This is a genomic window from Streptomyces mutomycini, assembly GCF_001700505.1.
GTDB lineage: Bacteria > Actinomycetota > Actinomycetes > Streptomycetales > Streptomycetaceae > Streptomyces > Streptomyces mutomycini.
Map to the genome: position 1 here is coordinate 1 of NZ_MAPV01000156.1, position 19870 is coordinate 19870.

Consider the following 19870-nt stretch of genomic DNA (forward strand, 5'->3'; position numbering starts at 1 on the left):
GTGTTTCGGGGGTGTGGCGGGGGCGTGTCCCGGGCAGGTGGTTCATCCCGGATGACTGCTCAAGGGCCAGCTCACAAGTGGTGAACAACGTTCGCCAGGGGCGTGTGGTTCCCCTTCCGCACCATGACCTCGGTCACGTGGGCGGCGAAGTGTAGCAGAGGGTGGCGGATACCTTGTGAAGGGGCTCACGAGCATGCCCCCCGAGGGGGGTGGATACTCGATGGCATGAGCACCACGGAGCGTCCCAGGATCCTCGTTGTAGGCGGTGGGTACGTAGGCCTGTACGCAGCTCGTCGCATTCTGAAGAAGATGCGGTATGGAGAGGCGACCGTCACGGTCGTCGACCCGCGCTCGTACATGACGTACCAGCCCTTCCTCCCCGAAGCTGCTGCCGGCAGCATCTCGCCTCGGCATGTCGTCGTCCCGCTGCGACGCGTCCTGCCCAAGGCAGAGGTTCTCACCGGCCGTGTCACGACCATCGATCAGGACCGCAAGGTCGCCACGGTCGCGCCGCTCGTCGGCGAGGCCNNCCCGATCCCCGGCCTCGCCGAGCAGGGCATCGGCATGAAGGGCATCGAGGAGTCCATCGGTCTGCGCAACCACGTCCTCGAGCAGCTGGACAAGGCCGACTCGACGACCGATGAGGACGTCCGCCGCAAGGCGCTGACGTTCGTCTTCGTGGGCGGCGGCTTCGCCGGCGCGGAGACCATCGGCGAGGTCGAGGACATGGCGCGCGACGCGGCCAAGTACTACACGAGCGTGAAGCGCGAGGACATGCGCTTCATCCTGGTCGACGCCGCCGACAAGATCCTTCCCGAGGTCGGCCCGAAGCTGGGCGCGTACGGCAAGGAGCACCTGGAGAGCCGTGGTGTCGAGGTCTACCTCTCGACCTCCATGGACTCCTGCGTCGACGGCCACGTGGTGCTGAAGAACGGCCTCGAGGTCGACTCCAGCACGATCGTGTGGACGGCCGGCGTGAAGCCGAACCCGGCACTGGCCCGCTTCGGCCTGCCGCTCGGCCCGCGTGGTCACGTGGACACCTCCGAGAAGCTCCAGGTGCAGGGCACCGACTACATCTGGGCCGCGGGCGACAACGCCCAGGTGCCGGACATGGTCGGCCGCCGCGCCGGCAACCCGAACGCCTGGTGCCCGCCGAACGCCCAGCACGCGCTGCGTCAGGCCAAGGTCCTCGGTGACAACGTCATCTCCGGCATGCGGGGCTTCCCGCAGAAGGAGTACAGCCACGCCAACAAGGGTGCGGTCGCCGGTCTCGGGCTCCACAAGGGCGTCGCGATGATCGTCGTGGGCAAGGTGAAGATCAAGGTCAAGGGCCGTCTCGCCTGGTACATGCACCGTGGCTACCACGGCATGGCCATGCCGACCTGGAACCGCAAGATCCGGATCTTCGCCGACTGGACGCTGGCGATGTTCCTGAAGCGTGAGGTCGTCTCGCTCGGCGCCATGGAGACTCCGCGCGAGGAGTTCTACGAGGCCGCCAAGCCGAGCCCCGCGCCGGTCGCGGCCAAGGCCGACGGCGACAAGAGCAAGTCCGGCGAGAAGGCGAACGCCTCCTAGCGCCTGTACGTCACCGAAGGGGTCGTCCGCCATCCGTGGTGCGGACGGCCCCTTCGGTGTTTCCGGAACCCGGCGGGCCCTCATGCGGCGCTCCTGAACCCCCACAACCAGGTGGTGAGTGCAAGTATTTTGCCGTTCCCTTGCCCCGGAGGGGGATGGCACGGGTGCGGACGAGCGTTGACGCCGGTGTACCTCGCCGCGGCCCCGAGGTGTCGCGGCCCGGTTCGGATGTGTATATGCGAATTTGGGCACGTTCGGAAACACCACCACGGAGGTGTGCACCATGGCCGACGCCGCGTCGCGGCTGACCGCTCTCGCCGAAGAGTTGCTGGGAGAACCCCTGTCGGTCCGGATCCGGGCCTGGGACGGCAGCGAATCCGGGCCGCCGGGTGCGCCCACCCTCGTCCTGCGCCACCGCCGCGCCCTGCGCCGGCTGCTGTGGAAGCCGGGCGAACTGGGCCTGGCCCGGGCCTGGGTGGCCGGCGAGATCGACGTGGACGGGGATCTGTACGCCGCCCTGGACGCCGTGGCCTCGCTGCTCTGGGAGCGCGGCGCCGACGCGAAGGACCGCGTCCACCCCGTCCGCGACCCGAAGGTACGGGAGTTCGCCCGCGGACTCCTCCGACTGGCGGGCCCCTGGCCGCCGCCGCCCCCGCCCGCCGAGGAGGTCCGCCGCCGCACCGGTCCGCTCCACACCAGACGCCGCGACAAGGAAGCCATCAGCCACCACTACGACGTGGGCAACGACTTCTACGCGATGGTCCTCGGCCCCTCCATGGTCTACTCCTGCGCCTACTGGCAGGACGGCGGCACACTCGAGGAAGCCCAGCGCGACAAGCTCGACCTGGTCTGCCGCAAGCTCGCCCTCGAGGAGGGCGACCGGCTCCTCGACGTCGGCTGCGGCTGGGGCTCCATGGCCATCCACGCCGCCCGTGAGTACGGCGCCCGGGTCACCGGGGTGACCCTCTCCGCGGAGCAGGCCGCCTTCGCCCGTAAGCGCATCGCGGAGGAGGGCCTCACCGACCGTATCGAGATCAGGGTCCAGGACTACCGGGACGTCAGGGACGGCCCCTACGACGCCGTCTCCTCGATCGGAATGGCCGAGCACGTCGGCTCGGTGCGCTTCCGTGAGTACGCCGACGACCTCTACGCCCTCCTCAAGCCCGGCGGCCGGCTGCTCAACCACCAGATCGCCCGCCGGTCGGAGAAGGACGAGTCGGCCTACCGCGTCGACGACTTCATCGACGCCTACGTCTTCCCCGACGGCGAACTGGCCCCGGTGGGCCGCACCGTCGCCACCCTGGAGGAGGCCGGCTTCGAGGCCCGGGACGTCGAGGCGATCCGCGAGCACTACGCACTGACCCTGCGCCGGTGGGTGGCCAACCTGGAGGAGAACTGGAAGGAGGCCGTACGGGCCACGTCGCCCGGACGGGCCAGGGTGTGGCGGCTCTACATGGCCGCCTCCGCACTCTCCTTCGAGCACAACAAGATCGGCGTCAACCAGATCCTCGCGGTGCGTCCGCGGGAGGGCGGTGCGGCGGCCATGCCGCTGCGCGCCCGTGTCTGGAAGGCGTCGGCGAACGGCTGACCCGGGAACGCGGAAGGGCCGGCACCCGCCACCGCGGGTGCCGGCCCTTCCGCCGACGGCTACTCGGTCTTGATCGCCGTCAGCATGTTCAGCTTCGCGCCGCTGCGGGCCGGCCACAGTGAGGCCAGCACACCCACCAGGCCCGCCAGCACCAGGAAGAGCGCGAGCCGGTCCCACGGGACGACCAGGGCGTAGCCCGGGATCGAGGCGGAGAGGCTCTTCCCGATCGCCCAGCCGAGGAACGTACCGAGGGTCACTCCGACCACCGCTCCGAAGAGCGAGATGACGACGGCCTCCAGCCGGATCATGCGCTTCACCCTGCGACGGTCCAGGCCGATCGCCCGCAGCATGCCGATCTCCTGCTGGCGTTCGAAGACCGACATGGCCAGCGTGTTGACCACCCCGAGTACGGCGATCACCAGGGCCATCGCCAGCAGCCCGTACATGATGTTCAGCGCGGTGTTGATGAACCCGCCGAACATGTCCCGGATTCCCTGCTGGTCCACGACGCTCATGGCCGGGTTGTCGCCGAGGGCGTCGATCACGGCCGCCTCGTTGGCGTCGCTCGCGCCGCCGTCCATGGTCAGCCAGATCTCGCGGATGTCGGAGAGGGTCTCGTGCGGGTCGACGACGGCCTCGGGGATCAGGACCGGGGAGAGGAACTCGTTGCCCTCGTAGAGCGCGCCGACCTTCAGGGTCTCCTTCTTCTCGTCCTGGAAGGTCACGGGGACGCTGTCACCCGTCTTCCAGCCGTGCGACTTCGCGGTCTCGCGGTCGACGGCGATCTCGCCGTCCTTCAGGGAGGACAGCGACCCGGAGACCGTCTTCAGGTCGAAGACCTTCTCGACGTCGCCCGGGGTGACTCCGGAGGCGGAGACAGCCTCCTCGTCCTTGCCGGTGTAGAACCAGACGGACCGCTGGGGGGAGGCCGCCGCGACGCCGTCGGCCTCGCGCAGTGCGGTGAGGGCCGTCTCGTCGAGCGCGTCCCCGCTGGCCATCGACACCATGTAGTCGGCGCGGATGTTGTCCGTGGTCATCTTGTCGATGGCCTGGCCGAGCGTGACGCCGAGCACGGAGATGCCGGTGACCAGGGTGAGCCCGATCGCCAGGGCGGAGGCGGTCGCTCCGGTGCGGCGCGGATTGCGGACCGCGTTCTGCGCGGCCAGCTTTCCGGAGACCCCGAACAGCCGCCGCAGCAGCGGACGCACCAGGGCGATCACCGGCCGTGAGAGCAGCGGGATGAGCACGATGACGCCGGTGAGGGCGAGGAAGGCCCCGCCACCGATGACCCACCGGCCGTTCTCGTCGCCCTGAGCGGCACCGGCGACGACCGCTGCGGATCCGAGCAGGGTGATCACCCCGCCGATCGAGTTCCGCACGACCAGGGACTTGGTGGTGGCCACCGCGTGCACGCTGCTCATCGCCGCCACCGGCGGGATCTTGGCGGCCCGACGGGCGGGCAGCCAGGCGGCGAACACGGTGATCAGCACACCGACCGCGAACGCGGAGGCGACCGCGGTGGGGGAGACGACCAGCGGACCGGCCGGGATCTTCCCGCCGAACATGCCCATCGCGGAGCGCAGTCCGGCCGCGAGGCCGACGCCGAGAAGGAAGCCGATTATTGAGGCGATCAGACCGACCACAGCGGCTTCGAGCAGGATGGCCCGCTTGACCTGCCGGCGGGAGGCGCCGACGGCGCGCATCAGGGCGAGTTCCTTGGTGCGCTGGGCGATCAGCATGGTGAAGGTGTTGGCGATCAGGAAGACGCCGACGAAGAGCGCGATGGCCGCGAAGGCCAGCAGCATCGCGTTGAGGCTCTTCAGACCGGTCTCGGTCATCTCGGCCTCCTCGTCCGCGAGGGCCGTGCCCGTCTTGGCCTCGGCGTACTTCGGGAGGAGCGGCTTCACCGCTTTCAGCAGCTGCTGGTCGGACGCGCCGGCCGCGGCGGTCACGGTGACGTCCTTGAACTCACCGGGCCGCAGGTAGAGCTTCTGGGCGACCTCGGTGTCGAAGAGGACCAGGCTGCCGCCCGCGTTCACGGCGCCGTCCTCGGTGGTGAAGACACCGGAGAGGGTGTACTCCTTCACCGGCCCGTTGGTCGCGACCCGCACCGGCCCGCCCACGCGGTACTCGCCCTTGCGCGCGGTCTCCTGGTCGAGGGCGATCTGGCCGGCCCGCACCGGCCCCGTGCCGTCGGTGAACGTGTACTGCGCGTCCTTGCCGCCGGCGCCGGGGGAGAAGTTCGAGCCGGTGTTGGACCAGCCGTCGCCGATGAGCTTGCCCTTGGTGTCGGCGACGCCGGCGAATCCGGAGACGCGTCCGGTGGCCTCCGCCACCCCGTCGATTTCCTTGATCTTCTTGAGCGTGGCCTCGTCGACGCCCGGGGTCTCCTCGTCGCCGCGCTCGGCCCACGTCGTGACGGCGACGGCGACGTCGGCGTAGCTCTTGGCGGACTGGTTGCGGAAGGCGTTGCCGAGGGTGTCGGTGAAGACGAGGGTGCCGGAGACGAACGCTACGCCGAGCATGACGGCGAGCACGGTCATCAGCAGCCTGGCCTTGTGCGCGAGCACATTGCGCAGGGCGGTACGGAACATGTCTGTGTGTCCTGGGATGGGTTCCGGAAGGGGGACGGGGGGCGGCTGGTGCCGTGTCAGCTGGTGCGGCCCTTCGTGTCGAACGCCTTCATCCGGTCCAGGACCCCGTCCGCGGTGGGGTGCAGCATCTGGTCGACGACCGCGCCGTCCGCGAGGAAGACCACCCGGTCCGCGTAGGAGGCGGCCACCGGGTCGTGGGTCACCATCACCACGGTCTGGCCGAGCTCACGCACCGAGTTGCGCAGGAAGCCGAGGACCTCGGCGCCGGAGCGGGAGTCGAGGTTCCCGGTCGGCTCGTCACCGAAGATGATCTCCGGCTGCGAGGCCAGGGCGCGGGCGACCGCGACGCGCTGCTGCTGGCCGCCGGAGAGCTCGGTGGGGCGGTGCTTCAGGCGGTCGGAGAGGCCCACCATGTCGATGACCTTCTGCAACCACGCGGCGTCCGGCTTACGTCCGGCGATGTCCATCGGCAGGGTGATGTTCTCCAGCGCCGTCAGGGTCGGCAGCAGGTTGAAGGCCTGGAAGATGAAGCCGATCTTGTCCCGGCGAAGCTGCGTGAGCTGCTTGTCCTTCAGCGTCCCCAGCTCGGTCTCGCCGATGCGTACGGAGCCGCTGCTGAAGCTGTCGAGACCGGCCACGCAGTGCATCAGCGTGGACTTGCCGGAACCCGACGGGCCCATGATCGCGGTGAATTCCCCCTGCGGGAAGTCCACGGTCACCCGGTCGAGGGCGACGACCTGGGTCTCACCCTGGCCGTAGACCTTCGACAGCTCCGTGGCGCGGGCGGCGACCGCGGTGGTGCGGTGGGCGGTGGTGGTGGTCACAGGGGTACTCCTGGTTCGTACGACAGGCTCGCGGGGACCCCTCCATCGTTGCCGCCGCGACGCGTCAGGGCGTCAGCCCTCGTGCCCGTTCCCCGGGCACTCTTGAGTCGCATCCGCCGGGTGCCGGCGTAGTCCTGAGGTAGGAGACCGACCCCGACTCCCGCCGGTCCCCCGGCGGGGCGGGGCGGGGATCTGCGGGGCACCGGACGGGCGCCGCGCCCCAGTGGTCACCCAGGGTGACCGATCGGGGATCGGCTGCCGGGTCACGGCGACCGCGCGGACGCTGCCGCGTGGTCTCGCGCTCTTCCCTGTCCGGCGCGATCCGGCGGCCGCGGCGCAGGACGTGCCCGTCACGCTGCTGCCCGGCGGGAGCGCAGTCTTCCCTGCCGCGGGCCCGGCGCCGAAGGGCCTGGAGACACCGGGCTCACGGCCTGTCCTCCGCCGTGCCGACGGCCTCGACGAGGGGTGAGGTGGCGGAACCCTGGCGAACGGTGGCGGGGCCCATGGCGCGGGGGCCGTGCGAGTGCGGCGAGTTTCCGTCATTCCCGTTTGCCGGGGTTCATCCCCGTTGGCCGGGCGGGGCATGTGCTGATGCCGTACGAGGTGTCTGACGGACCCTCACACGATCAATAAAATAAGACAACATCGAGTGGGCGTTCCGCTGTTCGAGGGATGCCCCCGGATAGGGTCATGTGCCAAACGCGGAGCCGCGCGCCCACGCCCGGGTGGTGGAATGCAGACACGGCGAGCTTAAACCTCGCTGCCTCCTCGGGGGCGTGCCGGTTCGAGTCCGGCTCCGGGCACTCGCTCGCAGAGGCGTGGGTGCGTGGGGCCCGGAGGGCCGGGAGCCGTTCGGCGGAACCGACCCTCCCGCGAGGTGAACACGCTGGGTGACCGTCCGAGCGGCGCGTAGGCCGCTCCCGGGGGCTTCCGTCCGCCTTTTGCGGGTCCGCCACGCGGGTACGAGGTTCCCGTACCCGCGCCGGAGGCCACGATCTCCGTAAAGATCCTCCTCTGGCACTAGGGTGATTGTTTTGCCTACCCATTACTCTTGACGCAAGGCCGCGCACGGTGGCCATGGAGGAGTGAAATGAGGAGCAGCAACCCGGTCTTCTCGCGACGGGGGTTCAGCCGCGACAACGGCTACGCGGGCTTCAACGCGGCGCCGCAGGCCGGGGTCCCCGCAGCGGGTGCCAACCCGTACGCGCAGGGCACCGCCGCCAACCCGTACGCCACGAACCCCTACGCCCAGCAGGACACCCAGTACGGCGCCCCGCAGGCTCCGGCGCGCTCCGGTGCGATGACGATCGACGACGTCGTCACGCGTACGGCGATGACGCTGGGCACCGTGGTGCTCACCGCCGCGCTCTCCTGGGCCCTGCTGCCGGTCGACGAGGCCAATCTCGGCAAGTCCTACGGCATCGCCATCGGCGCGGCGCTGGTGGCGTTCGTCTTCGCGATCATCCAGTCCTTCAAGCGCAAGGCGTCGCCGGCGCTGATCCTCGCCTACGCGGCCTTCGAGGGTGTCTTCCTCGGGGTGATCTCCAGCACGGTCAGCACCTACATCAGCCCCGGCACGGTGATGCAGGCGGTGATGGGCACCATGTGTGTCTTCGCCGGTGTCCTCATCGCGTACAAGATGCGCTGGATCCGCGTCACCCGCCGTTTCTACGGCTTCGTGATGGCCGCGGCCATGGGCTTCGTGCTCCTGATGATGGTCAACCTGCTGTTCTCCGTGTTCGGCGGCGGTGACGGCCTGGGCTTCCGCAGCGGCGGCCTCGGCATCCTCTTCGGAGTCATCGGCATCATCCTCGGTGCGTGCTTCCTGGCCCTGGACTTCAAGCAGGTCGAGGACGGCATCAACGTCGGCGCACCGCGCGAGGAGTCCTGGCTGGCGGCCTTCGGCCTCACCCTGACCCTGGTGTGGATCTACCTGGAGATGCTGCGTCTGCTCTCCATCCTCAACGGGGACGACTGACCCCGTAGGCGCGACCACGACGGAACGGCCCGCAGNNCTGCGGGCCGTTCCGTCGTGGGGGATCCGGGAGAGCAGGTCGCGACGGGTTTCCTCGGAGAAGACCTGAGACATCGGTGCCTCCGACGCAGTACGTGTTGCTGGTCCTTCCCGGCGCCGTGTCCCAGCACCGGCGCGTTGGCAACGATCCGGTGGGGGCGCGTAGGGTCACGGCGTGCTCGATACGACCCCCCTGATCACTGCCGTGGACCGATTCGCCGACCGTCTGCGGAGCACCCCGCAGAGCCGGCTGCAGCGCGGTGTCGCCGCCGAGGCGCTGCTGACGGCCAGGGAGCTGTCCGCCCGCGCCCAGCGTGCCGAAGCGCCGGACCGGGAGCCGAGGATCATGCCGGACGTCGGGATATTCGCCGTCGGTGACCAGCTCGCGGTCGCGGGCCGGGACCTGGCCGTGGCACTGGAAACGGCCTCGTCCCAGGAGCTGGACGAGGCCGTGCGTCGTGTCGAGGAGGCGGCGGGGCGGGCGTTCGCACCCGGGCCGCGCTAGAACGAGGCGATGACGCGGTCGGCGAGGATGTAGACGTTGTCCCTGCCGCACGAGAACGTCAGCGCGTAGGCGCCGGAGACCCCGGAACCGCCCAGCAGCACCGGCTGCTCACCGGAGCGCAGCGAGTCGGCGAGCCGCTCGGCGGTCTCCCGGTGACCCGGGGTCATGCAGAGCGTGGTGCCGTCGGCGAAGACGTACACATCGAGCGTCCCGAGGGGGCCGGGGCGCACGTCCGTGAGCTCCGTAGCGGTATCGGCGAGCCGCTCCAGGCGGTTCACGGTACGCTCGTGGTCGGTGACCACGGGTGTCTGCACGGGGACGAAGTCCGGGTGCGAGGGGTGGCGGCGACGGGCCGCGGCCAGCTCGGGGGAGTCCTCGGCGAACTCCGCGTACTCGGCCACCTCGGGCATGTCGGTGAGCTCCGCCAGTTCCGCCAGCTCGTCCAGGGCGTCACTCGCTTCGAGGTCCATCGCCTCCAGGCCCGCGAAGTCCGCCTGCCGGGGCATGAAGAACGGGACGTCGTCGCCGAGCCCGCCCAGCAGTGACGGGGCGTCGGCGGCGTCACGCGCCTCCTGGGCCGCCCAGAAGGCGCGGGCCTCGGCGAGCTCCCGCTCCCGCTCCTCGGCGAGTGCGTCGGCGACCGCCGCGCGTATCTCCTCGGCGGGCGTGTGGGAGTTCCGGTTCTGCTGTTCGGGCACGGATGCGTGAAGACTCCGTCCTTCCGCCAGCTCCGTGCGCAGGGCTGTGACCTGCTTGCGCAGCCCGTGAGCAGCGTGCAGAGCGGCGGCGCCGACGGCCGTGGCAGCGGCGGTGGTCAGCAACAGGGCAAACGGCATGGCGCTCACTGACATACTCCCGGATTCAATCGACACCCCCGACTTCCTACATCAGCTTGTCCTGTACCGGCACCTGCTGTCAGTGCATTACGTCACGAATTGGACAGGACTTTGGGCCCGGTGTTTAGTCCTGTGGCTTGTGTGACCTGCAGAAACGACTCTCCCCCGGGACGCAGATCACATCCTGGGGGAGATTCGGTCACGGTCGGGGCTCGGGCCGGTTCAAAAAGGGCCCCGCGCGGGAGGGCGGAGCCGGTCCGGGCGCCCCTGCCCACCGCTACGGCTACGGGTCAGCTCAGCCGCTCGATGACCATGGCCATGCCCTGGCCGCCGCCCACGCACATCGTCTCCAGGCCGAACTGCTTGTCGTGGAACTGAAGGCTGTTGATCAGCGTGCCGGTGATGCGTGCGCCGGTCATGCCGAAGGGGTGGCCGACGGCGATCGCGCCGCCGTTGACGTTGACCTTGTCCAGCGGCAGGCCGAGGTCCCGGTAGGACGGGATGGCCTGGGCGGCGAACGCCTCGTTGATCTCGGCCAGATCGATGTCGTCGATGGTCAGCCCGGCGCGCTTCAGCGCCTGCTTGCTGGCCTCGACCGGCCCGTAGCCCATGATCTCGGGGGACAGGCCGGAGACGCCGGTCGAGACGATCCGGGCCAGCGGCGTCAGGCCCAGCTCGCGCGCCTTGGTGTCGGACATGATCACGAGGGCGGCGGCGCCGTCGTTGAGCGGGCAGCAGTTGGCCGCGGTGACGAGACCGTCGGGGCGGAAGGCGGGCTTCAGGCCCTGCACGCCCTCCAGGGTGACGCCCGCGCGGGGGCCGTCGTCCTTCGAGACGACCGTGCCGTCCGGCGTGGTCACGGGGGTGATCTCGCGCTCCCAGAAACCGTTCTTGAGGGCTTCCTCGGCGAGGTTCTGCGACCGCACGCCGAACTCGTCCATGTCCTGACGGGTGATGCCCTTGATCCGGGCGAGGTTCTCGGCGGTCTGCCCCATCGAGATGTACGCGTCCGGGACCAGGCCCTCCTCGCGCGGGTCGGTCCAGCTCGCCCCCGACTCCTCGGCGCGGGCCGCCGTGCGGGCCTCGGCCTCGGCGAAGAGCGGGTTGTGCGTGTCCGGCAGGTTGTCGGAGTTGCCCTTCGCGAACCGGGACACCATCTCGACGCCGGCGGAGATGAAGACGTCGCCCTCGCCGGCCTTGATGGCGTGCAGCGCCATGCGGCTGGTCTGCAGCGAGGAGGAGCAGTAGCGGGTGACCGTACAGCCGGGGAGGTGGTCCATCCCCATCTGTACGGCGACGATGCGGCCCAGGTTGTTGCCCTGCTCGCCGCCGGGGAGGCCGCAGCCGAGCATCAGGTCGTCGATGTCCCTCGGGTCCAGCTCGGGGACCTTGGCCAGCGCGGTCTGGATGATGGTCGCGGTCAGGTCGTCCGCGCGCAGGTCCTTGAGGGACCCCTTGAAGGCCCGGCCGATCGGCGAACGGGCAGCAGAGACGATCACGGCTTCGGGCATCACGCGGCTCCATGAGGGCTGGACGGCAGGAAAGGCTGGGCTGCCTTGGAAGTTACCCGGACGTATAGCTGAGGTCACCCGACAGGCGATGTGATGCGGACCTCTTTTCTAAGCAACCGCTCAGGTGCCCGCATTGTTCCTCCGCACCGTGCTTCGCGTCGCCCCTCCTCCGCATCTCTCACCCGCCGAGAGGCGCCGCGGTCACGCCCGCCGCCATGTCGCCCCCGACCCGTGCCCGCGCAACGGCCCGTCCCCCGTGTCCGGGTCCCGGTCCTCGTGCGCCTCCGGTTCCGTGTGGGCGGGCAGACGCCGGCGCCTGCGGTGCTTGAGCAGGGCCCACGGCGCGCGTGCCGCCGTCACCTCGGTGCCGGCCTCCCGCGCAGCCCTGGACGCCGCCTTCGCGACCGGCAGCATGCCCTCGCGGCGCGAGCCGTCCAGCCGGTCGGACTCCGGCCACAGGCCGAGGGACGCGCACAGGGTCGGCAGCATCGCCATCGCGGCGGTCGCGTACCCCTCGGCCGAGGGGTGGTAGTTGTCCGGGCCGAAGAGCTCACGCGGGTTCGCCTCGAACTCCGGGCCGAGCAGGTCGCCCAGTGAGACCGTCCGTCCGCCCTGTTCCACCGCGCCGATCGTCTGGGCCGCGGCCAGCTGCCGGCTCACCCGCCGGGCGAGCCACCGCAACGGCTGGTAGACCGGCTCGATCGTGCCCAGGTCCGGGCAGGTGCCGACGACCACCTCGGCGCCGGCCGTGCGCAGCCTCCGTACGGCCGTGCTCAGACAGCGCACCGAGAGCGTCGCGGGCATCCGGTGGGTGACGTCGTTCGCGCCGATCATGATCACGCAGACGTCGGGCACCCCGGACGGATCCGCCAGTACCAGGGACACCTGCCGCTCCAGATCGTCCGACCGGGCACCCGGCAGGGCGACGTTGCGGAAATCCACCGGCCGCTCGGCCACCGCCGCCATCCCGGAGGCCAGCAGCGCCCCCGGGGTCTGGCCGGCTCTCCGCACCCCCTGGCCGGCGGCCGTCGAGTCGCCCAGCAGGACGAAGCGCAACGGATCCGAAGGGCCTGCGAACGCCACTCCGTACCGTCCGTCCGCACTCGGCGGGACCGGCGCGCTGCCCCCGCCCACCTGCCGCTTCGCCAGACGCACCTCAGCCATCACCAGGCCCACCGTCGCCGCACCGATCAGCCCGACGCTGCCGCCCCCATAGGCCGCACCCGCTGCGATCCGCCGTGCCACCCTCGCTCTCGACACAGTCCGGTCCACCTCCTCCGTGCCGCACAGCCGTACACAGCACTACCTGCCCCGTGGAGGGCGTAACTCAATCGCTTCGTCCAATCTCCTGCTCGTACGCATACTCTTGCCTGACCATCTCGGAGACCCCGGAGTACACGGTGCAATTCCACGATTCGATGATCAGTCTTGTCGGCAACACCCCGCTGGTCAGGCTGCGCAATGTGTCGGCAGGCATTCAGGCGACGGTCCTGGCCAAGGTCGAGTACTTCAACCCAGGCGGGTCGGTGAAGGACCGCATCGCGCTGCGCATGATCGAGGCGGCCGAGGAGAGCGGTGAGCTGCTGCCCGGCGGCACGATCGTGGAGCCGACCAGCGGCAACACGGGCGTCGGGCTCGCCATCGTCGCCCAGCAGAAGGGCTACAAGTGCATCTTCGTCTGCCCGGACAAGGTGTCCACGGACAAGATCAACGTGCTGCGCGCATACGGCGCGGAGGTCGTCGTCTGCCCGACGGCCGTCGACCCGGACCACCCGGACTCGTACTACAACGTCTCCGACCGCCTGGTCCGCGAGACGCCGGGGGCCTGGAAGCCCGACCAGTACTCCAACCCCAACAACCCGCGCTCGCACTACGAGACGACGGGCCCGGAGCTCTGGGAGCAGACGGAGGGGAAGATCACCCACTTCGTCGCGGGCGTCGGCACGGGCGGCACGATCAGCGGTACGGGCCGCTACCTCAAGGAGGTCAGCGAGAACGGCGTGCGGGTCGTCGGCGCGGACCCCGAGGGCTCGGTCTACTCCGGGGGTTCGGGACGCCCGTACCTCGTGGAGGGGGTCGGTGAGGACTTCTGGCCGAGCGCCTACGACCGCACGGTCACGGACGAGATCGTCGCGGTCTCGGACAAGGACTCCTTCCAGATGACCCGCCGCCTCGCCAAGGAGGAGGGGCTGCTCGTCGGCGGCTCCTGCGGCATGGCGGTCGTCGCGGCCCTCGAGGTCGCCAAGCGCCTCGGCCCCGAGGACGTGGTGGTCGTCCTGCTGCCGGACAGCGGCCGCGGCTACATGAGCAAGATCTTCAACGACGAGTGGATGGCCGACTACGGCTTCCTGGAGGACACCGGCCCGTCCGCTCGGGTCGGCGCCGTCCTCGACTTCAAGGAGGGGCCGCTCCCCTCACTCGTCCACATGCACCCCGAGGAGACCGTCGGCGATGCCATCGACGTCCTCCGGGAGTACGGCGTCTCCCAGATGCCGATCGTGAAGCCGGGCGCGGGGCACCCCGACGTGATGGCCGCCGAGGTCATCGGCTCCGTCGTGGAGCGTGAGCTCCTGGACGCGCTGTTCACGCAGCGGGCCACGCTGACCGACCCCCTGGAGAAGCACATGTCGGCCCCGCTGCCGCAGGTCGGCTCCGGTGAACCGGTCGAGGACCTGATGGCCGTGCTCGGCGGCACGAACGGTGCCGACGCGGCGATCGTCCTCGTCGAGGGCAAGCCCACGGGCGTCGTGAGCAGGCAGGACCTGCTGGCCTTCCTCGCGAAGGACGCAGCTCCCAAGCAGTGAGCGCGCATCCCGGGGCTTCGCGAAATCGGTACGAGCGCGACACGTCGACGCAGCACCGGCTTAACACGGCTCCGGCAGAGTGATGGGTGTCGGCAGGGAAACCCGCCGGCACCCGATACGGCGACACGGACTACGGAGCGGCTCCCGGACCTCCACCGTCGCCCGGACGCGGCACCCGGCCCTGACCCGGGACCGCGTTCCTCGCGGGGACCGCCGTCGTCCCGCCCCCCGGGCAACCGGGGGTGCGGCGGTCCCCGCGACTATTCATGCGCGCGGGCACTCAGGTCCTCAGCGGCCGTCCCGGCCGTCTTGCCGGTCTCAGCCGTCCCAGTCGGCCGGGGCCCGCCGCCTTTCCCGGGCCCATGGCCACACGCGCGCGGCGTGCACGGCGTTCACACCGAAGATTCCCAGCCAGGCCACGACGAGCCCGTCGATCCCGGCGTTCGCGACGCCGATCGCGGACAGCGGAATGGCCAGGACCAGCGATACGGCCCCGAAGCCGAAGCGCTCCCCGAAGGTGCCGGCGGGCGCGGCAGGCCGCTCACCGCCCCGGGCGGCGGCCGTCCGCTGCTCGGCGAGGTGCCGCCTCGTCCGCAGGTCGTGCGTCCCGGCGAGTCGCTGCTCGACCTTGTCCAGGAACGATTCGATGAGCGCGGACTCGTATTCGGGCCCCAGCTCGCTGCGGGCCTTCAGGGTGGCGTCCAGCTCTCGCCGGAGCTCAGGGTCACGGGCTTCCATGCGCTTCACGGTACGAATTGCGGGCCCCCGCGTCAGTGGGGCCAGCCCCCCTCTTTCGACGGGCTCCCGCGCAGGGCGGGCCGTGCCCCGTCGGCGTAGCGTTGTTGCCGGAAGACGGGAGGCACGCCCATGCCCACCACGACGACCTCCGCCCGTGTCATCCCCCGCACGTCCGGGGCGACAGCACGCCTGGTCAACGAGGCGGAGCTGCGGGCGACGCTCTCGACGTTCCGTGAGCTCTCCGACGAGGACTGGCGCCGACCGACCGCCTGCACCGGCTGGACGGTCCGGGACATGCTTGCCCACACCGTCGGTCAGTACGAGGAACTGCCACGCCCCTGGGTCGCCCTGCGCCGCATCCGGCGGGCCGCCAGAATCCATCCGCACCTGGGCCGGCTCGACGGGCACAACGAGGTCCAGATCGAGGACCGGCAGGCCGTTCCGGGGCGTGAACTGATCGGTGCGCTGGCCCACTTCGCACCCCAGGGCCTGATCGCCCTGCGCCGCATGCCCGCCCCGGCCCGGCGCAGGATGAGGCTGAGCTGGCTCTACCCGGAGGCGAGGGACCTGCCCGACGACTCGGTGGACTACCTCGGCAACGTCCTCGTGGTCCGTGACACCTGGATGCACCGGATGGACCTCGCGGACGCCACCGGGGCCGAGCCGGTCCTCGACGGGCACGACCGGGAGATCGTGGACCAGGTGGTGCTGGACCTGGCCCTTGCCTGGACGGGCCCCGCGGTGGAGGTCGACCTCCACGGGCCGGCGGGAGGGCGCCGCCTGGTGGGCATCGGCACCCCGGCGGCCACCCTGCACGCGGACGCGGTCGACTTCGCCAGGCACCTGTCGGGGCGGGCGGCGCGCGGCCGCCTGGAGCTGGAGGGTGATCTCGGGGCGCAGGCTGCCCTGACGGCGGCACGCGTCGTCTTCTGACGACTGCCGGGCAGCGCGCCGACCGGCCGCTGCCCGGCCCATCAGGCACAACAGGGCTCTGTAGGCTGCGTGTTGACGATGTGCCCAGGCCGACTTCACCAGGAGGACCAGTGCCCGACCAGGCGGACCGGATCAACACGACGCAGCCCCACACCGCCCGGATCTGGAACTACTGGCTGGGCGGCAAGGACAACTATCCGGTCGACCGGGCGGCCGGTGACCACATCCGTGAGCTGCACCCGGGCATCGGCGACTACGCGCAGGCGGACCGGCTGTTCCTCGGACGTGCGGTACGCCATCTGGTCGCCGACCGCGGGATCCGGCAGTTCCTCGACATAGGCACCGGCCTGCCGACGGCGGACAACACCCACGAGGTCGCCCAGCGGCTCGCGCCGGAGTCCCGCATCGTCTACGTCGACAACGACCCGCTGGTGCTCGCCCACGCGCGCGCTCTGCTCACCAGCACGCCCGAAGGCAGGACCGACTACCTCGACGAGGACCTGCGCAACGTCGACGTCATCCTGGAGCACGCGGCGAAGACCCTGGACCTCAGCCGGCCGGTCGCCCTCGTCCTGCTCGGCGTGGTCATCTTCATCGAGGACGACGACCAGGCGTACGGCCTCGTCCGCCGGCTCATGGACGCCCTGCCGTCCGGGAGCCACCTCGTCCTCTCCCACACGATCACCGACCCGTCGATGCCCGATGTGGACGCGGCCGTCGCGTTCTGGAACGAGAACGGCACGCCCAGGCTGACGCAGCGGACTCCCGCCGACGTCACCCGGTTCTTCGACGGTCTGGAGCTCCTCGAGCCCGGCGTGGTCTCGTGCAGCCGGTGGCGCGCCGAGCCGGACGGCGACGGCGGCCTGCCGGACGAGGTCGCCATGTTCAGCGGCGTCGCGCGCAAGGCCTGACGGCCGGCGCCGGGCGGGCCCGGTCCTCACACGGGGGTCACCTCGGCCAGGAAGGCCTCGGGCGTGACCGCGTATCCCAGGCTGTTGATGACGGGGACCGGGGTGTCGTCGATCAGGACCGTGGGCGTGGACCGTACGCCGCTCGTCCCGAAGGCCGCCGCCACCTGTGCCGCCCACGGCAGGTAGGTGCGCTCCATGACCTTCTGCCGGAAGGCGTCGGTGTGCAGTGCCTCGACCTCGTCGGCCAGCCGCAGCAGGAAGTCCCGGTCGGCGAAGGCGTCGACGTCCTCGCTGGGCTGATCGGCGTACAGCGCCCGCAGGAACAGCATGAACGGCTTCTGTCCCTCGTCGGCTGCGGCTCCCAGCGCGGCCAGTGCCTCCAGGGAGCCGCTGCCGCCCGAGGAGTCGTCGATGAACGTGCCGAAATGGTGGTCCACCGCGAATCTGCCCTCGTCGGCGGCGCGCTCCATCACGGCTCCGAGGCCGAGCTCCATGCGCTTGCAGAAGGGGCAGCGCAGGTCGGCGTAGACGCTCAGCACGTGCGCGGCATCCGTGTCGCCGTAGCGGACGATGACGCCGCCCGGCCCTCTCGTATTGGCTGGGATCATGACCCCAGGGTCGGCAGGGGAGGGCGGTCCCGCAATGCGAGCGGCCCGGTCCGCCCCGCGGCGGGAAGCCGTCGGGGCCGGGTCCGGACCGGGGGCTGTATATGGACATGCAGACCGCTTGCTGGCTGAATGGATTTCTCGGTGCCGGACCGGTCCGACAGATCAGCAGGATCTCTGGAGGGGACAGCATGAGCGGGAGCAGCCCGGCTGCGCGGTTGCAGCGGCTCTTCGAGGGGCAGCGGCTCACGCCCACCCAGCGGCGGATCGCGCACTCCATGGTGCGGCGGGCCGCCGACGCCCCGTTCCTGTCGAGTGTGGAGCTGGCCGGGGTCAGCCAGCCGTCCGTCACCCGCTTCGCCGTTGCGCTCGGCTTCGACGGGTACCCCGCGCTGCGCAAGCACCTGAGGGAGGTCGCGCCTGCCGGGGCGGCCGAGGGGGGCGGCGTGGAGGACCGCTTCAACGAGTACCAGCAGGCGGTCCGGGCGGAGATCGAGAATCTGCGCCAGCTGTCCGAACTGCTCGCCGATCCGGCCCCGGTGGAGCGGGCCGGGCGGCTGCTCGCCGGGTCCAGGCCGCTGCTCGTGCTCGGACTGCGGGCCGCGTCCTCGCAGGCCCGGGGGTTCGGGTACTTCGCCGCCAAGGTGCACCCGGACGTCCGGGTCGTCGACGAGGGCGGCAGCATGCTGCACGACCGCATCGACGGTGCCAGGAGGGCGGGCGCGAGTGCCCTGATGTGCTTCGCGCTGCCCCGGTACCCGCGTGAGGCCGTGGACGCGCTGGCGTATGCGCGGGAGCAGGGGCTGACCGTGGTGACCGTGGCCGACTCGGCGTTCGCTCCGGTGGCGGCCCACAGCGATCTGCTGATCCCGGCCGCCGTGGGGACCGGGCTGGCGTTCGACACCGCGTGTGCGCCGATGCTGCTGGGGCGGGTGCTGCTGGAGGCCATGTGCGACGGGCTGCCCGAGGCGCAGGCCCGGCTGGAGGAGTTCGACGCGAGGGCCGCAGCGCGGGGACTGTTCGTCGAGTAGCCGCAGTCGCGGTGACCGGGGTCAGGGCCTGCCGCCTTCCGCCGCGGACACCGTTCATCTGTACCTGTCGGGGCGGGGGACGCCGCACCCGGTGGGCGCGGCGTCACCGTCGGTGAGGACTCCGGGTCAGACCTCCAGTTCCGCTTCGATCTTCCGCAGCTGGTGACGCGCCATCGCGAGGTTGGCTCTGCCGGCGTCCAGCACGAGGTAGAGGAACAGGCCGTTGCCGCCACGGGTCTTGAGCAGCCTGATCAGGTGGTACTGGGTGCCGAGGGTGATCAGGATGTCCTCGATCTCGTCCTTGATGCCCAGGTGCTCCATCGTCCGGAGCTTCGCCCGGACGACGTCCGTGTTGCCGGCCGCCGCGACCTCCAGGTTGAACTCCTTGCCCCCGCCGAGGGTGCCCAGTGCCATGCCGCTGGTGTAGTCGACGAGTGCGACACCGAGGGTCCCCTCGATCGACGCCATCGCGTTCTTCAGTGACGTTTCGGTGTTGCCCATAGTGCTCGTTTCCTTTCCCTGGCCGGCCCGGTGGCCGGTCCGCTGCTGGGTGGTGCGCTGCCGGGTGGTGCGTTGTCCGCCCGTGGGCGGCGTGTCGTCAGATGCGGGTGTCATGTGGCATCCGGTGTGGTGCGGCGCGGCAGGGCCCGGGACTGCTGCGTGCGCGGAGCCGGCACGGGGCGGTCGGCGCTGTCCTGCGCGGCGTCCACCATCTCGCCGATGCGCGCGCCCGCCCGGCGGCCTTCGAGGTGGAGGCGGCCCACGTTGATGCGGTCCTCGGCCAGCAGCGTGAGGACGGCGGAGGAGCCCGCCGCATAGGTGGCGATGTAGCCGCTCCCGCCGCGGATCAGGAGTTCACGGAAGCCCCCGCGGCCGGTGGCGTCGGTCATACGGATCGAGACCCCGAGCGCGGCGGCGGTCAGCGCGGCGACGCCTTCGGCTTCGATGCCCGGGGTGTCATGGGCGACGACCAGGCCGTCGGTGCTGGCGGCCAGTGCGCCGGTCAGGAGCGGAACCCGGGCGCGTAACCGCTGGAGCTCGTCGAGGACATCCTGCGCTTCGGCCTCGGGCACCATCAGCTGTCTCCTCCCGGCACGCTGTCTGAGCGCGCGTATCACAGGGCCTCCAATGCGTCTCTGAGCCGGCGCAACAGGGCGACGTCGGGGTCGGTCGTGACCTCGGGCAGCGTGACGCGGCTCTGCCCGGACACCGATGCGGACCCGGCCGCGGGCGGACGGACCGCTTCGACCAGTCCGGCAGCCGCCAGCCGGCGCAGGTCGACCAGGGTGTGGAAGGCCGAGCGGCCCAGCTCCTGCGCGATGTCGGTCGCCGTGCGCTCGCCGTTCACCAGGGCCAGGACACTGCGCTGGCGCGGGGGGACCGGGGCGTCCACCGGGTGGG

18 protein-coding genes, 1 tRNA gene and 1 pseudogene are annotated in these 19870 nt (G+C 70.7%); 10 read left to right on the forward strand and 10 right to left on the reverse strand.

Annotation, left to right across the window (positions count from 1 at the left end):
• Nucleotides 1-225: 225 nt before the first annotated feature.
• The 3 genes and pseudogenes from BFF76_RS33980 to BFF76_RS22130 form a co-directional block, all read left to right on the forward strand.
• Nucleotides 226-528 (forward strand): FAD-dependent oxidoreductase (locus BFF76_RS33980; protein WP_244167323.1); only part of this gene is annotated, 303 nt, incomplete at its 3' end.
• A gap of 2 nt (nucleotides 529-530) precedes the next feature.
• Nucleotides 531-1575 (forward strand): annotated as a pseudogene (locus BFF76_RS22125) (NAD(P)/FAD-dependent oxidoreductase); the annotation flags it as partial.
• Nucleotides 1576-1858: 283 nt separating this feature from the next.
• Nucleotides 1859-3163: an SAM-dependent methyltransferase gene (locus BFF76_RS22130; protein ID WP_065848909.1), complete on the forward strand. Its 1305-nt coding sequence runs from the start codon at nucleotides 1859-1861 to the stop codon at nucleotides 3161-3163.
• A gap of 59 nt (nucleotides 3164-3222) precedes the next feature.
• Here BFF76_RS22130 and BFF76_RS22135 read toward each other — a convergent pair whose 3' ends face one another.
• Together BFF76_RS22135 and BFF76_RS22140 are read right to left on the reverse strand one after the other, a co-directional pair.
• Nucleotides 3223-5757 carry an ABC transporter permease gene (locus BFF76_RS22135; protein ID WP_065848905.1) on the reverse strand — a complete coding sequence of 845 codons (2535 nt, stop codon included), beginning with the start codon at nucleotides 5755-5757 and terminating at the stop codon, nucleotides 3223-3225.
• Between the two features lie 56 nt (nucleotides 5758-5813).
• Nucleotides 5814-6581: an ABC transporter ATP-binding protein gene (locus BFF76_RS22140; RefSeq protein ID WP_031098722.1), complete on the reverse strand. Its 768-nt coding sequence runs from the start codon at nucleotides 6579-6581 to the stop codon at nucleotides 5814-5816.
• 719 nt (nucleotides 6582-7300) lie between these two features.
• Between BFF76_RS22140 and BFF76_RS22150 the strand changes: the two genes are divergently transcribed.
• From BFF76_RS22150 to BFF76_RS22160, 3 genes are all read left to right on the forward strand, one after another.
• Nucleotides 7301-7384 (forward strand) — tRNA-Leu (locus tag BFF76_RS22150).
• Between the two features lie 287 nt (nucleotides 7385-7671).
• Nucleotides 7672-8559, forward strand: a complete 888-nt coding sequence (locus tag BFF76_RS22155; protein WP_031098725.1) for a Bax inhibitor-1/YccA family protein — start codon at nucleotides 7672-7674, stop codon at nucleotides 8557-8559.
• 211 nt (nucleotides 8560-8770) lie between these two features.
• The gene (locus BFF76_RS22160; RefSeq protein WP_031098727.1) at nucleotides 8771-9100 is read left to right on the forward strand and encodes a hypothetical protein; all 330 of its coding nucleotides are present in this window, start codon (nucleotides 8771-8773) and stop codon (nucleotides 9098-9100) included.
• Here the strand turns inward: BFF76_RS22160 and BFF76_RS22165 are convergent.
• The 3 genes from BFF76_RS22165 to BFF76_RS22175 form a co-directional block, all read right to left on the reverse strand.
• On the reverse strand, nucleotides 9097-9951 hold the full coding sequence (locus BFF76_RS22165) for a hypothetical protein (RefSeq protein WP_031098730.1): 855 nt from the start codon (nucleotides 9949-9951) through the stop codon (nucleotides 9097-9099). The genes BFF76_RS22160 and BFF76_RS22165 overlap by 4 nt on opposite strands.
• A 275-nt stretch (nucleotides 9952-10226) precedes the next feature.
• The gene (locus BFF76_RS22170) at nucleotides 10227-11447 is read right to left on the reverse strand and encodes an acetyl-CoA C-acetyltransferase (protein ID WP_031098732.1); all 1221 of its coding nucleotides are present in this window, start codon (nucleotides 11445-11447) and stop codon (nucleotides 10227-10229) included.
• Nucleotides 11448-11648: 201 nt separating this feature from the next.
• Nucleotides 11649-12692, reverse strand: coding sequence for an SGNH/GDSL hydrolase family protein (locus BFF76_RS22175; RefSeq protein ID WP_053929145.1), 1044 nt, complete (start codon nucleotides 12690-12692; stop codon nucleotides 11649-11651).
• Nucleotides 12693-12847: 155 nt separating this feature from the next.
• Here BFF76_RS22175 and BFF76_RS22180 point away from each other — a divergent pair, with 155 nt between their 5' ends.
• A complete protein-coding gene (locus BFF76_RS22180) occupies nucleotides 12848-14251 on the forward strand; it encodes a cystathionine beta-synthase (RefSeq protein ID WP_031098738.1) in 1404 nt (467 codons plus the stop codon).
• 318 nt (nucleotides 14252-14569) lie between these two features.
• Here the strand turns inward: BFF76_RS22180 and BFF76_RS22185 are convergent, their stop codons facing one another.
• A complete protein-coding gene (locus BFF76_RS22185) occupies nucleotides 14570-14989 on the reverse strand; it encodes a hypothetical protein (RefSeq protein WP_053929146.1) in 420 nt (139 codons plus the stop codon).
• Nucleotides 14990-15118: 129 nt separating this feature from the next.
• Here BFF76_RS22185 and BFF76_RS22190 point away from each other — a divergent pair, with 129 nt between their 5' ends.
• Together BFF76_RS22190 and BFF76_RS22195 are read left to right on the forward strand one after the other, a co-directional pair.
• Nucleotides 15119-15922 carry a maleylpyruvate isomerase family mycothiol-dependent enzyme gene (locus BFF76_RS22190; RefSeq protein WP_031098740.1) on the forward strand — a complete coding sequence of 268 codons (804 nt, stop codon included), beginning with the start codon at nucleotides 15119-15121 and terminating at the stop codon, nucleotides 15920-15922.
• 110 nt (nucleotides 15923-16032) lie between these two features.
• A complete protein-coding gene (locus BFF76_RS22195; protein ID WP_244167324.1) occupies nucleotides 16033-16833 on the forward strand; it encodes an SAM-dependent methyltransferase in 801 nt (266 codons plus the stop codon).
• A gap of 26 nt (nucleotides 16834-16859) precedes the next feature.
• Here BFF76_RS22195 and BFF76_RS22200 read toward each other — a convergent pair whose 3' ends face one another.
• Entirely contained in the window at nucleotides 16860-17441 is a 582-nt protein-coding gene (locus BFF76_RS22200) for a DsbA family protein (RefSeq protein ID WP_053929147.1), read from the reverse strand.
• Nucleotides 17442-17629: 188 nt separating this feature from the next.
• Between BFF76_RS22200 and BFF76_RS22205 the strand changes: the two genes are divergently transcribed.
• Nucleotides 17630-18469, forward strand: a complete 840-nt coding sequence (locus tag BFF76_RS22205; RefSeq protein WP_079122455.1) for a MurR/RpiR family transcriptional regulator — start codon at nucleotides 17630-17632, stop codon at nucleotides 18467-18469.
• 126 nt (nucleotides 18470-18595) lie between these two features.
• On the opposite strand, the gene BFF76_RS22210 is transcribed toward BFF76_RS22205, so the two are convergent.
• The 3 genes from BFF76_RS22210 to BFF76_RS22220 all read right to left on the reverse strand — a co-directional run.
• Nucleotides 18596-18970: a hypothetical protein gene (locus BFF76_RS22210; protein ID WP_031098751.1), complete on the reverse strand. Its 375-nt coding sequence runs from the start codon at nucleotides 18968-18970 to the stop codon at nucleotides 18596-18598.
• A gap of 110 nt (nucleotides 18971-19080) precedes the next feature.
• Nucleotides 19081-19545: a roadblock/LC7 domain-containing protein gene (locus BFF76_RS22215; RefSeq protein ID WP_031098753.1), complete on the reverse strand. Its 465-nt coding sequence runs from the start codon at nucleotides 19543-19545 to the stop codon at nucleotides 19081-19083.
• 38 nt (nucleotides 19546-19583) lie between these two features.
• Nucleotides 19584-19870, reverse strand: a 287-nt coding sequence (locus tag BFF76_RS22220) for a helix-turn-helix domain-containing protein (protein ID WP_141695643.1), incomplete at its 5' end; no start/stop codon positions are given.